11 protein-coding genes are annotated in these 13,782 nt (G+C 47.5%); 2 read left to right on the top strand and 9 right to left on the bottom strand.

From position 1 onward, the window contains the following. Positions 1-3 precede the first annotated feature (3 nt). The 3 genes from PLU01S_RS05630 to msbA are packed head-to-tail and all read right to left on the bottom strand — an operon-like array spanning position 4 to position 4,174. Positions 4-1,452 (bottom strand): PIG-L deacetylase family protein, encoded by a 1,449-nt coding sequence (locus PLU01S_RS05630; protein ID WP_074823081.1) that lies wholly within the window; start codon positions 1,450-1,452, stop codon positions 4-6. Continuing rightward, complete coding sequence (locus PLU01S_RS05625; RefSeq protein WP_074823084.1) at positions 1,452-2,351, bottom strand: GNAT family N-acetyltransferase; 900 nt, start codon at positions 2,349-2,351, stop codon at positions 1,452-1,454. The genes PLU01S_RS05630 and PLU01S_RS05625 overlap by 1 nt, the downstream gene beginning before the upstream one ends. Next, positions 2,348-4,174 carry a lipid A export permease/ATP-binding protein MsbA gene (gene msbA / locus PLU01S_RS05620; protein ID WP_074823086.1) on the bottom strand — a complete coding sequence of 609 codons (1,827 nt, stop codon included), beginning with the start codon at positions 4,172-4,174 and terminating at the stop codon, positions 2,348-2,350. The genes PLU01S_RS05625 and msbA overlap by 4 nt, the downstream gene beginning before the upstream one ends. Positions 4,175-4,307: 133 nt before the next feature. Between msbA and PLU01S_RS05615 the strand changes: the two genes are divergently transcribed. Both PLU01S_RS05615 and PLU01S_RS05610 read left to right on the top strand, forming a co-directional pair. Next, a complete protein-coding gene (locus tag PLU01S_RS05615; protein WP_074823090.1) occupies positions 4,308-6,158 on the top strand; it encodes a bifunctional O-antigen ligase/aminoglycoside phosphotransferase family protein in 1,851 nt (616 codons plus the stop codon). Further along, positions 6,145-7,323 carry an acyltransferase family protein gene (locus PLU01S_RS05610; protein WP_074823093.1) on the top strand — a complete coding sequence of 393 codons (1,179 nt, stop codon included), beginning with the start codon at positions 6,145-6,147 and terminating at the stop codon, positions 7,321-7,323. Before PLU01S_RS05615 ends, PLU01S_RS05610 begins: the two co-directional genes overlap by 14 nt. A 13-nt stretch (positions 7,324-7,336) precedes the next feature. Here PLU01S_RS05610 and PLU01S_RS05605 read toward each other — a convergent pair whose 3' ends face one another. Genes PLU01S_RS05605 through PLU01S_RS05580 form a run of 6 tightly spaced genes read right to left on the bottom strand, consistent with a single transcriptional unit; the run spans position 7,337 to position 13,778 of the window. Continuing rightward, positions 7,337-7,960, bottom strand: a complete 624-nt coding sequence (locus PLU01S_RS05605) for a CatB-related O-acetyltransferase (RefSeq protein WP_074823094.1) — start codon at positions 7,958-7,960, stop codon at positions 7,337-7,339. An 11-nt stretch (positions 7,961-7,971) separates the two neighbouring features. Then, positions 7,972-8,859, bottom strand: a complete 888-nt coding sequence (locus PLU01S_RS05600) for a glycosyltransferase (protein WP_084339925.1) — start codon at positions 8,857-8,859, stop codon at positions 7,972-7,974. Then, positions 8,852-10,021, bottom strand: a complete 1,170-nt coding sequence (locus tag PLU01S_RS05595) for a glycosyltransferase family 4 protein (RefSeq protein WP_074823097.1) — start codon at positions 10,019-10,021, stop codon at positions 8,852-8,854. Before PLU01S_RS05595 ends, PLU01S_RS05600 begins: the two co-directional genes overlap by 8 nt. Beyond that, on the bottom strand, positions 9,990-10,892 hold the full coding sequence (locus PLU01S_RS05590; RefSeq protein WP_074823100.1) for a DUF6625 family protein: 903 nt from the start codon (positions 10,890-10,892) through the stop codon (positions 9,990-9,992). The genes PLU01S_RS05595 and PLU01S_RS05590 overlap by 32 nt, the downstream gene beginning before the upstream one ends. Positions 10,893-10,906: 14 nt before the next feature. Beyond that, positions 10,907-12,037, bottom strand: coding sequence for a glycosyltransferase (locus PLU01S_RS05585; protein WP_074823493.1), 1,131 nt, complete (start codon positions 12,035-12,037; stop codon positions 10,907-10,909). Further along, complete coding sequence (locus PLU01S_RS05580; protein WP_074823495.1) at positions 12,021-13,778, bottom strand: carbamoyltransferase family protein; 1,758 nt, start codon at positions 13,776-13,778, stop codon at positions 12,021-12,023. The genes PLU01S_RS05585 and PLU01S_RS05580 overlap by 17 nt, the downstream gene beginning before the upstream one ends. Positions 13,779-13,782 lie beyond the last annotated feature (4 nt).

The following is a 13,782-nucleotide window of genomic DNA, read 5'->3' as shown; positions in this document are numbered from 1 at the left end:
AAATCAGTCCCCGAGCGGCCCATGCCTCAGATCTTTTACGAAAAACAGCTCATGACGGCGAACAGCTTTACGAAAGAATTCGTCCTCTCCCGTCACTGGCCATCGACGCCCTGTCAAAACAGACTGAAGCAGTCGGCGCAAACGTTTCTTGAGTGGTGGCGGAACAAGCAGATCATGCTGCATGCCCAGCGCCATGGCCTTATCGAGCTGAGTCTGCGCACTCAACACTGGACTCCAGACAGGTAGCATCGGCAAAGGCTCGATGGCCGGCGGCAATGCGATACCGTTACCCGACGGTCCCATGGGCCAGCGGTCGTTGTCGTGCAGGTGGTTCGCATAAAGCAACGCCGTATCTGGCTTCCAGCTACTGAACTGGATGGCCTCCTCTACCGCCTGGGCTGCCTGAACATGGTCCGCATGAGGGTCCAGCTGGGGATGGGGAAACACCATCACTTCCGGCTGAAAATGTTCGATGAGCGCAACCAGGTCAGCAACCAGGTTATTCCAGGAGGGCTGTCCGTCCGTGTCACCCGGAAGACGCAACGGATTAAAGCGCCGCACCGGACGGATATCCACATCACCAGAATCGCGTGAGCCAAACCCCTGCTCTGGCGCAGCATACATGGCCGGTAGCTGAAGGCAAAAATAGCCCAGCTGAACGCAACGCGTCATGGGTACACCGCCCCATAGCGGTACAGCCAAGCTGTCCCATGCCCGCAAGCGTCCTTTGAGCCTGGCTGCTTCAGCAGTACTGAGGCCAAGTCGCTCATAGTACTCGGCCTCGATCTCTCCTTGCGTCAAGGTAACAATCGAAGCTTCGGCGCAACCACTATAGAGGCCGAACGCGGCCAACTCTGCATCGTCCGCATGGGGCGCAATTACCATTACACGTTTGGAGGCATAATCTGGATTGGAAAACCCATGCAGTGTCACAGGACCAACCACCCGGCAAAAACGGCCCCGGACAGATACTCGCCCTTCACGCAAGGCCTCGGAAAAGCCTGACAGGTTAAGGTAGCGGCGACCTTGTACGCCCCGCTCGAAATCCTGACGGTCCTCGTGGCTACCAGCGCGAATCACAACATAAGGGTCGAACAAGCGGCCTAAAAAGCCTGCCCTGATCTCGCATTCCAGTACGAGGGATTGCAACTCATCTGAAAGCTCATGCCCCTTCAACGTCAAGACGTTGTCCGTAATCTCGACCGGCAGGCGCACACTGCTCTCAGGAAAGTCATACCGGTAATCATCATGTGGCGCATAGAACAGATGATCCGCGAACCAGGCCTCATGAACAATCCAGACAGCCACTATCGCAAGAGGTACCAGCCACCAAGGCAGCACCTGTACAAACGCAGCACCGAGCAGAGCAAGCAGAAACAACGCAATGATACCTAGTGCGATCCGCTTATGGCGCCGGTGCCGCTTGAGTAACCTTTGTTTACGCGCACTCATCACTTCACCTCGTGGACCGGCACTCGGTTGCACCAGCGATCCTTGTACTCACGATCCGCACGGCCAAACGAAAAGCGCAAGTCCTTGCCTAGCGCACGAGCCTCCTCCCAGGCCGCCTGGGTATTGAGGAAGCTCAGTACACTGCCCGGACTGAAGTCTCGACTTTCCGGCGCCACACCACCATTGACGTATTCAACACTGATCCACCGAGGGGATTCGACACGGTAAAGCACCTGAATGGCAGCTGGAGCATCGTCCAGAAAGATGACGGAACCCATCATGAATTCGCGTAACAGCGAAAAAACGTCAACCAGATGAGCTTTGGCAGGTACCTCGAAGGCCCAACGGCGCTCGAACAGATCGGCATAGAACGCTGCCAGTTCTGCTGGTGTGAAGTCACTGACAGGCCGAACCTGCCCACCCGCCTCTTCCAGCAGACGCAACTCGCGGCGCTGGTTGTAACGAAACTTCTTTGAAAGCTCCTCCGGCGCACGTGCAATTGCCAGACATTCTTTTTGCTGACGTGCAGTCGAGATATGCGCGGCACTTAGCGAAGATAAATACCGGGCCTTCTGGCGCAGCGGAGCCTGAGCATTCTCCTGAGCTGGCAGAATGATTTCTGCGTTCCCCAGGTCGAAGTAATCACGTCTACCCTTGCGCTTGAGCACATCGCGAGACAGCGCAATGTGCCCATCCCAGCACGCTACCGCCATCTGCAGCTCGCCGCTGGCTGGCCATCCCAGATAGCGGACCGGAAGCCCAACCAGATCAGACAGGCGTGCAACGATCTCTGGATGGGTGGCAACACTGCCTCCCCATGTTTGCCACGCCCGGGCATAGGCTGGCGCATCAATCTCAACCCAGCCCCGCTCACGCCACGCCCTAAACAACCCCATCATGAAACGTGTGTGCCTTCTTCATCGAGTGTCGTTGCGCCTTTTTCAACCTGACTGTTATGCAGGCGGGCATAATAGCCATTCTGCGCCAATAGCTCGGCATGCGTACCACGTTCCACGATACGCCCCTGATCCATGACTAGAATCAGATCGGCCTTTTCAATGGTGCTCAGCCGGTGCGCAATCACCAATGTGGTTCGGCCAGTCATAACCCTGTCCAGCGCCGCCTGGATATGCCGCTCGGATTCGGTATCCAATGCAGAGGTGGCTTCATCCAGGATCAGCAGGGGCGCATTCTTCAAAAGCGCCCGTGCAATGGCCAGACGCTGACGCTGACCGCCCGAAAGCAGTACACCGTTCTCACCGACCAGTGTTTCATAACCCTCAGGCAAACGCTGGATGAATTCGTCGGCATAGGCGGCCTTGGCAGCTTCGAGCACCTGCTCGAATGGCGCACCAGCCAGATCACCATAAGCAATATTATTGGTGACCGTGTCGTTGAATAGCGTGACCTGCTGTGTCACTAGAGCAATGTGCCGACGCAGATTGGGCAACCGATAACGCTGGATGTCCAGATCATCCAGCAGAATCTGGCCCTGCGTGTGCTGATAGAAACGGGGAATCAAGTTGGCCAGTGTCGACTTTCCGCTGCCCGAGCGTCCTACCAGCGCCACCATCTGTCCAGGTTCCGCCACGAACGAGATATCGTCCAGAACCGGCTTTTCGGTACCGGGATAGGTGAAGTTCAGATTCCTGACTTCCAGACGCCCTTGCGCTCGAGCTCGCTCTTCAGTTCCTTCGTCCACTTCCGGGACTTCATCCAACTGCTCGAAAATGCTTTCAGCACCTGCGACGCCACGCTGGATCGTCGAGCTCACCTCGGATAACTGGCGAATGGGTTTAGGCAACAATCCCGCCATGGTGATGTAGGCGACCAGATCACCGGCCGATGAATCACCACGAAGATAAAGCACCAAGAACATCAAGGCAGCCATAGCGGTATAGATCAGCAGCTGCAACATCGGCGTATAAACCGCACCGGTTCTGTTCATGGTCAGCTGCTTTTGAGTATTGCTTTCGCTGGCCTCGAAGAACCGCTTACGCTCGTACGCCTCACCACCAAAGCTGCGAACCACGCGGTAGCCCTGAATGGCCTCGGACGTTACATGGGTGACATCTCCCATGGCCGACTGGATTTTCTTGCTCTGCTTGCGAAACTTGCGACTGGCGGATGTCACCATCATGGCGATAATAGGCAGGATAGCCAGCATCACGAGGGTCAATTTCCAGTTCATCCATAGCAGAGATGCGAACAGGAACACCACCGTCATTCCCTCTCGGATCACCACCTTGATCGCATCAGTCGCTGCGCCAGTCACCATGGTGACGTTAAAGGTGATACGAGAGATCAGGTGCCCAGAGTTGTTCGCGTCGAAATACCGGTTGGGCAGTATCAACAGATGATTGAACAGTGCTACGCGGAGATCGTGAACCAACCCCAGCGAAACCTTTGCAATAAAATAGTTGCCCAGAAACGAGCCGATGCCCTGCCAGGCAGCAATCAGGATAATGAGAAGCGGAACAGCCTGCAGCAGATGCAGCTCGCCGATAACAGGCCAGCCAGGAAACATCGACGCGTTCGGGTTGTTCAGGCCATCGACGAAATATTTGAGAATGCCGGCCAGCATGGGCTGAGTCGAGGCAAAGATCAGAAAGCCTACGATACTGAGGGCAAACTGTCCGATGTAGGGACGCACATAGCCCAAGAGGCGTAGATAGATTCTAAAGCTAGAAGCCGAGCTATGGTCTGTAGAGGTAGCTTTCATCATCACACAAATGTTGGTGAAAAGACCGGGATTCTAGCATACGCGAACAGACCGCCTCTAACTGTAGAATGCCTTCCGCCTGTCACGAAACACACGATATACTGTCGTCTTTCTTAATTTAAATAGCATATTTATGCCTGAACATTCGGCGCCATCAAACGGCCTTAACAAAGTATTTAATTTTATTTGCAGTTGGGCACTTCCCCTTGGCTATTCAATGCTCTTATGCGGAATGCTTGTACTGCCTAGCCAGAGCACGTACACAAAATTCTATTATGCCTTAATTTGCTTCCCCACTTTAATTGCAATACTAATCAAACCAAAAGTTACCGTATCTTTTCTAAAAGATCCGCTTTTAATAATATTTATAACTTATCTAGCATTAACGATACTCAGCTTAATCTGGAGCCAACCAGCCACAGATAGCGATAGCCTGCTCAAAAGACCTATATACGTACTAATGCTATTTTTTTGCTGCGCCTTTGTTTTCCACACTTACCCCAATCGCATAAAACAATCATATACCCTCGCATGTATCATAGTGCTCATTTACACAATAGTGAGTCTTGCTCAATTTATAATTGACTACAAACCTGGCCTTAGAATGATTGGTAGCGGCGCACTGAGCAATCCGCTACTAAGCTCACATATATATGGCTTTTTCGCTACTTTTTTTATTGCTTCATTTACCGCTCAAAGAAAACTTGCTTACATCAACATTGCCAGCTTCCTAGTAATGTTTTGCGCAATAATAGCAACTGGCTCAAGAACGCCTTTGCTCGCACTATTCCTAGTAGCAACATGGCTAACAATAGCAACCCCAAACAAACGCTCAATTGCTTTAATATCTTTAATAATTGTTAGCGCCATAGCTTTTTTGTTCCTCGCTCCCTTACCACCTTTAGAAAGGGGCTTCTCATATCGCCCTGAGATATGGAGTCTCACTATAGAAAAAATATTACAAAATCCTTTTTTTGGATATGGATATAACACACCACTCTCGGTAGATCCTGGCATAGGAGTAGAGTTTAGAGAGCCACACAACTTTGAACTTGGTGTCTTATATGAGTTAGGGCTGGTCGGCTTTATAATTTGGCTTACTATGCACCTATACGCTTTATGGCGTAGCTGGAAATTTAAAACAGACCCTAGTTTTATTGTGGCATCATCTTTATTAATTTTTGGGATAGGCGCTGGCCTAACAGAAGGCGGGGGTATTTTCTCCCGACCTAAAGAGCATTGGTTCCTTATTTGGATACCACTCGCACTCATTTTTGGGCTTGATAGCTTAACCAGAGCCAAAGCAGTATTAAACACTACTATGCTTAACCTAGACTCAAAAAGTTATAACACTTTGACTGAGGACGGAAGAATAATAGAAGCAGATGGTTTAGGACCTAAAGTTATACAGCTCAAAGACAAATCTTTTTTTAAAATTTTTCGCCGCAAAAGTATAATTTCCTCCTCCAGCATAATTCCTTACGCAAAACGCTTTGCCGCGAATAGCGAGCAACTTAACAAGCTAGGCATCATAGCCCCTGAGATATTAGCCATTTATAAGCTTTACAATGGCAGCACTGCGGTACAATACAATCCATTACCAGGTGAGACTCTGCGGAAGAAGCTTCATGAAAGTAAAAGCGAAACTGAAAAAGCATTACTAACCCAACAATTTGGGTGCTTCCTTGCAGAATTGCATAAGAAAGGCATTTACTTTAGATCCCTACATTTAGGCAACGTACTATTATTACCTAGCGGAAAGTTTGGATTAATTGATTTGGCTGACATGAAAATCTCAGGAAGGCCATTAAGCCGCTCTATGCGAATACGCAACTTAAAGCACATGCAGCGATATGCAGAAGACAAAAGCTGGCTTTTTGAGACGCACCTAGACTCGCTAATATCAGGCTATTCAAAAATATCGCCTATCCATATAGTAAAATCTTTAAACCTTAACATTAAAAATCAATGTGAACATTCTTGATCCAGCCTTGGCAATTACTATATTCATAATTGCCACCATAACCGCACACCTAATTACATTTTTATTTAAAAACCAAGCAAATATCGAAGCCCCAGCAACAGGAGCTCGATTCAAAGAAATTGATGGACTCCGCGGGTTTCTTGCCGTCGGAGTTTTCATACATCACGCCGTGATTAATTGGTTTTATATCAATAGTGGAAAAATAGAGCTTCCACCTTCAAACCTATACGCGCAGCTCGGCCAAGGCAGCGTAGCTCTTTTCTTCATGATCACTTCGTTTCTATTCTGGGGCCAACTACTTGAAAAAGGAGAACATTACAAATGGAAGACTTTCTTTATATCTAGAGCCTTTAGAATATACCCCCTTTATACAGCACTAATGATACTAGTTTTTATTTTTGTTTTTCATGAATCCAGCTGGAAGCTGCATTCCTCACCACCGGACCTAGTTAAACAAATCATACAATGGGCACTATTTGACAGGCCTGATATCAATTCATACCAGAACACAGGAATGATAATATCAAATGTTACATGGACGCTAAATTATGAAGTATTCTTTTACACCTCATTACCGCTCATTTATTTAATTTTTTTAAAAAAAACAAATTGGAAAATTACAGCTTTTTGTATCTTATTGATCTTTTTCTTACACAACGCTTTCGAATGGAGCCATTCTTTAAAGAAAAATATTTTGCTTAGCTTCTTAGGAGGAATACTCGCTGCTTACTGGGTAAGACAACCATTCTTACTAGACCTAGCCCAAAGCCGTCTAGCAAGTATAATAGCAATCACCAGTATAACGATAGCGTTTACAGCTTTTCACAAAAGCTTCTCAGCGCTTCCTCTCATCTTGATTACAATATTTTTTACAGTTCTCGCATCGGGCAATAAACTATTTTCTAAATTGAAGGCACGCCCCGTATCCTGGCTAGGCGAAATCAGTTACAGCATTTACTTGCTTCATGGCCTTCTTCTATGGCTAGCAACAAACCAAATCAAAAGACTCACCACAGAAGGCACACTTAATGAAACAAACTACATATACATTACCTTGTTACTTACCCCTGCCCTTATAGCAATAAGCACATTAACTCATATATCGATAGAAAAACCGTGGATAAGCATAGGAAAGAAGATATCCAGAAAGATAAATAAAAAATAATTTCACTTTTCTTTTAGAGTCCCTCACGCATCTTTGCATACTCAAGAAAAGCTGCTATGTCATTACTACATAACTTATCACTTACACGCCTAACTTCATCACTAGGCCACTCCCACCACGCAACGTCTAATAAGGCCTTTCGGGTATTTTCTTCAAATCTCCAGCGAATCAGCTTAGCCGGGTTACCAGCAATCACCGCATAAGGCTCTACATCCTTTGTAACCATTGCTCCTGCAGCAATTACCGCACCATCTCCAATGGTAACTCCAGACAATATAGTACTGTTAGAACATATCCATACATCGTTCCCAATAATTACGTCTCCTTTAGTACCGTTATAGCCTTCAATATGAGAAGCCTCAGGAACCATAGCAGGAAAAGGGTAAGTGGAAATCCAGTCTGAACGATGCAGCCCTCCTAAGAATATTTGAACTCCTTCGGCAATTGAGCAGTAAGAACCAATTTTAAGGGTTGCGCCCTCTTGCCAGTCATGGACCAGCGGAACACCATAGCTGCCCACCCCTATACTGTAATTAGGATAGATTGAACTAAAGCGAGCCTGCCCGCGTAGAAACTTAGGAAGCTTACGTATTTCTCTACTCTTACGCTTTTTTATAAAGCGTTTAATCCAACCCATTTAAATACCTATTATTTTTTATCAATGGGAGAGAAGAACAGCCGCCCGATACCTCGCCATGTTTTGCGAGTCCATCGCGCGAAAGGAATTTGAGCAAGTATTTCTCGAGCTAATATACGATCACGATTAGAAGTCTTTAAAAACATTGAGTTTAAAAACTTATATTTAACATCCTCATACAACGGATGATCACTAAAAAGCTCATAAGTATCAAGCACAGCATTTACCATAAAACGATGATTTTTATAACTATTTGTCTCATGCTTCCTATACTGAGCCATAACTTTATTCAAACCATCAATAAAATAGCCAGCCCTCGTGACTTTCAACTCTATCAACAAGTCCTCTAAACGTATATTAGGGTCAAAGCCGCCTACCTTTTGAAGCGCCTCACGCCTAATGAGTAGCGTTGGAGCCGGAGGATATGGCTTTCTTTCAAGAAACATGTCTTCAAAATCCAAACGCCGAAAAGCAACATTTCTGTTTTGTCTTTTCTCAGGAAACAAATTACCTTCAGAGTCTATCAACTCAATATTACCAGCACATATACCAACCTCAGGTTTATCCTCCATATATGCTACCTGCGTAGCTAGTCGGTCTGGCAACATAATGTCATCTGACCCAAAAGGTGCTATCAGGCTTCCTTTTGCACGCTCAATTGCTTCGTTCAGAGTGAATGTTAGCCCTTTATTTTTCTGAACTTTAAAATCAAATCCATACTTTTTCTGAAGGCCATTAATTATTTCAACACTCTCATCAGAGGATCCGTCATCAACAACCAGAAGCTCTATATTGGAATATGTCTGACCAAGCACACTTAATATAGATTTTTCTATATATGGAGCATGATTGTAAGAAGCAATAATTACTGTAACTAAGGGGCGTGCTTCACTATTCATCAAGCTTACCTGCCTTAATTAAAGCGCTCTCAATCAATCTAAGATACTGCTCTCTAAAAATTGTTATGCTGTGCTCAGTACACAAGTATTTATACGCTTTTTCACCCTTCGCTCTTAACTGCTCATCAGTAAAATTCAGATACTCCTCAAGTGCCTTTGATAAACTTTCGACGTCAGCAGGAGGGACTGCAATACCACCAGCACCACTAATCAGTGGTGCCATTGCTGGTATATCTGAACCGATAACGGGTAGTTTTCCGCTCATGCCTTCTAGAAGAGCAAGTCCTAACCCCTCTCGTAAAGACGGCATTGCCCAAATATCGAATGCTTTGACATATTTAAGCGCATCTGGAAGCATGCCATGCAAATGTATGCGCTCAGACAAACCTAGCTTTTCAGCCTCTTTACTTAAAGTCTCCTCTTCACGCCCACCACCTATGATAGATAGATGAGCGTCAGGGAACAGAGTACTTATGTTTGCGAAGGCTTTGATTAAATAGACATGTCCCTTTACCGGCACTAGCCTGCCCAAAGCCCCAATTATTCTTGCATGATCAGGCAGTCCTAATTGTCGCCTAGCTTCCTCACGCGTCAACTGAAGCTTTTCAGCTTGATCCGTATCGATTGCATTAGTAATTGCTACAGTATTCAATTCTGTAAAGCCACAACGACAGCCAATCAGGTAGTCTTTTACGGCAGGTGATACGCCCACAAATCGCCAAGAGTCGTTAACCATTCTTTTGACTTGTTTACGACGATACAGCCGGTCATACTCCCCAAACCCATGCGCTATCCCAATACAGACAGGTATCTTGAGCCACCTGTTCAAGGTCAGCATCATATTGACTGGCTTAAATCGATTACATATAACTACGTCAAACTTTTCGTCGCGACAAAACTTATATAGCCGCCACAAAGCTCTTAACCTTGTTCCTTTTAAATGCCCGTCGTTAAATTCGAAGTAAAAGGACTTATCCGCTTTGCTAATAGGCTGACCATGTTTAGGTTTCCCTTTAAGGAAGGCTGAAACCACCTCAAACCGTTCAGAGGGCAAGCATTTAACTATTTGCTCGGCCAAATCAGAAAAGTCATGATCTTTGACATTATAATCAGGTTGCAACTGCAACACCTTAATGCGTTGATGCCGCGCTAGCGAATTCATTAAAACCTTCCGAACTTATACGCCAGTTAGAGACATTGGCTTTAAGCTTCATTTCTTTTCTGGCTTGAGGGTCAATGTCTTTCCATTCATTTCTTTTCCAAACGACAAAATGAAAATATGGAAATTCTTTATTCTGACCGTCTAAATTATTATAAAGCTTTCCCTTTAACCAAAACCATTCCTTAGGAAATCTGTAACTTCCGTCGTGCCAGGCAACCCGTCCTCCCGGAGTGCTATAAGCTTCTTTAAACTCACTACAGCGACGCCACGGGTTAAACAAGCCAACAGCTTTCTGAAACAGCTTAGGAAAGTTTTTTCTTTTCAGAAATATCCTTGTAAAAGCTCCTTCATCTAATGCATGGTGTATAGGATCACTTAACCGCTCCTGCCAATTTTTCATTAGCCTGAAGGCATTTTTCATGCGTTCAGTATTACGGATAAGACATAGATGACCAGATACTCGCCTCTCATGTGTCGAGAGCAAGTCATACCGTGACAGTCGAGACGTATTGAAATAACGTCTTAAATCTCCGTATACAAGGTCAATATCACCGAATCCCCAGAAGTCATAATGCTCTAAAAGATCGGAATGTATGTAACCTAATGCCGGCTTGATATCACAGAGCTTATAAGCATCTGGGGGACAAAAATTTATATTGAGCCTTTCCGAAACAAGAGCACAATATTTTTCAAAACTTATAGGTTCTATCCTAACATTTTCTGGAGCGTCGGCCGGCCTTTCACAGTCTGTAAAAAAAAGCCAATCCACATCAGGATTGGCTTGGCAGCTCGCCCAAAAGAATGGCATCCAAAAAGGCCACTCACCAAAATAAGGTATTACAAAACAAATACTTGGCTTAGAAACCATCATCTCCACCAAAACTTCTAAAAACTGTCTTTATATGGCCTTACCTGCTCAAGATTCCAGAAGTCATAACGAACCACGTCATCTGAGAACTTTTTCAAAAGGATCCGATTCGAAGCATCAGCGCACGCTACAATTTGCGAAGGCGACAACTTAGACAGATGAACAAGTCCTTCTGCCAAGGCATTAACATCGCGCAACGGGAAGAGTACACCAGCCCCCTCAACTACTTCTCTAGCCCCCCCGCACCCTGTAGATATCAAAGGTATTCCTGCAGCCATAGCCTCTAAAAGCACCATTCCAAAAGGCTCATGGTCTGAAGTAAGTGCGAATACATCAAAGGCTTTGTAATACACCTTGGCATCAGGGATTTGGCCCAAAAATAACACTCGATCAGCTATACCTAATTCACGAGCTTTATCTTTTAGAGACGCTTCCAGCCCACCCTTGCCTATAATTGCAAGTAAGCTACCAGCCGGGAGTTTAGGAAGTGCAAGAGCAAATCCCTCTAATAAGGTAGCCTGGTCTTTATCAGGGTGCAGGCGGCCTACATTTCCAATAACCCAAGCATCTTGAGCCAAGCGAAGCTGCTCTCGGGCAATGAAGCGGTTTAACTGCTGTGCCTGTAAGCCCTCTACATTAATACGGTTATAGAGCGTTTCAATACGTCCAACCGGCCATTTGGTTAGTCGCTGTCGTATCTCGTCGCGTACAGCATTAGAAACCGCCAAAAGACTTAGGCGTTTACTCATGGCATTGGCGAAGAGCCTACGCCCTAGGCGATCGTAATCCCCAAAGGCATGATGCACACCAATGACCGGTAGCTTGGTAGCCAGACAGGCGATCCAGATCGGCTTGAAGCGATGGGCAATAATGAACCGTATGCCTCTGGAACGAACAATCTCTCGCAGTGCACGGATAGCACCAAGCTTCAATCCACGAATATCTTTGGAGCTGTACTCCATGAACAGCACCTCATCCGAGGCGCACTGGGTGGCAACCTCGGCGTCGGCAGCGCCGGTCAAAAAGACTGTCGTGACCCGATAGCCTGTTCCCTTGAACAGGCTTGCGTATTGCCGGGCACAATCCAGAAAGGGACCATCATAGCCATGGCAAAATTGTAAAACCCTTGGTTCAGCTGATCGAGTCATAGGCATCCACACCGTCTTTGACTACGAGGATGTCTTCCATGATCAGGTATTGCAAATCCGATCCGTAGAACATATTGAGCGCATCCGTTGGAGAGCAGATCATCGGCTCACCACGACGATTCAATGAGGTGTTCAACGAAACGCCGTTGCCCGTCAGGTTTTCCAGCTCCTTCATCAGGTCATACCAGCGTGGATTGTGTCGACGCTCCAGCACCTGGGCGCGGGAAGTACCGTCCTCATGGACAACCTCGCCTACACGGTTTTTCCACTCTTCGTTGACCTCAAAGGTAAACGTCATGAAGGGTGAAGGATGGTCGACTTTGAGCATCTCATGTGCCACGGTGTCGAGCATCGAAGGGCAGAAAGGTCTCCACCGTTCGCGAAACTTGATCTGCTCATTGATACGGTCGGCCACACCCGGAACGCTCGGGCAGCCAATGATGGAACGGCCGCCCAGCGCACGCGGGCCGAACTCCATGCGGCCCTGGAACCAGGCCACCGGATTGCCGTCCACCATGATTTTAGCGATACGCTGGGGGACGTCGTCGAGCTTGCGCCACTTGGGTGCATTAGGGTGACGGGCACAGGCGGCAATTACGTCCTCGTTACTATAGGACGGCCCGAGGTAGACGTGTTCCATTTTCTCGACCGGCACACCGCGCTGGTGCGATACGTAGGCTGCCGCACCGACTGCCGTTCCTGCATCACCAGACGCCGGCTGAACGAACAGCTCCTTGACCTCTGGACGCGCAATAATCTTCTGGTTGAGCTTGACGTTCAAGGCGCAGCCGCCAGCAAAGGCAATCTTGCCGGTTTCCTTGATGATATCGCCCAGGTAGTAATCCATCATCTCCAGCGCCAGCTTTTCGAAGAGCGCTTGCATGCTGGCTGCATAATGAATATAGGGATCATCGGCGATATCCCCTTCCCGCTTCGGGCCAAGCCACTCGATCAGCTTGGGCGAGAAGTAGTAGCCCTTGCCCTTTTCTTTATAGCGACGGAAGCCGATGACGTTAGCGTAATCGGTATTGATGATCAGCTCGCCGTTCTCGAATTTCGCCAGCCTGGAGAAATCATACTTGCTTGCGTCGCCATAGGGTGCCATCCCCATGACCTTGAATTCGCCATCAAGCATTTCAAAGCCGAGGAATTCAGTAATCGCACCGTAGAGCCCACCCAGGGAGTCCGGATCATAGAACTCCTTGATCTTGTGGATCCTGCCATTCTCGCCATAACCAAAAAAGGTAGTCGCGTACTCGCCCTTGCCATCAATGCCTAGAATGGCGGTCTTTTCAGTAAAACCGGAGCAATGGTAGGCACTGGAGGCATGTGCCAGGTGATGCTCGACAGGCTCGATCTTGATTTTTTTCAAATCAAAGCCCAACTGCTGCAGGCACCACTGGATACGCTTGTGGTAGCGCTTGTAGCGGCGATTACCAAAGAGAATGGCATCCAGCGCGCGGTCAGGAGCATAGGCATAGCGCTTGGCATAATGCCAGCGAGCCTCGCCAAACAGGCTGATCGGCGCAAATGGAATAGCTACGACATCCACATCCTTTGGCTTGATACCGGCCTGCTCCAGGCAGAATTTGGCCGACTCATAGGGCATGCGGTTCTTGGCATGCTTGTCACGCACGAAGCGCTCTTCTTCAGCCGCCGCGATCAACTTGCCGTCGATATAAAGTGCAGCGGAAGGATCATGGCTCAGGGCGCCGGACAGGCCCAGAATCGTCAATGCCACAGGT

This window comes from Pseudomonas luteola NBRC 103146 (assembly GCF_002091675.1).
GTDB lineage: Bacteria > Pseudomonadota > Gammaproteobacteria > Pseudomonadales > Pseudomonadaceae > Chryseomonas > Chryseomonas luteola.
Note: the sequence above shows the minus strand (reverse complement) of the source record. Positions and strands in the feature narration are given on the sequence as shown.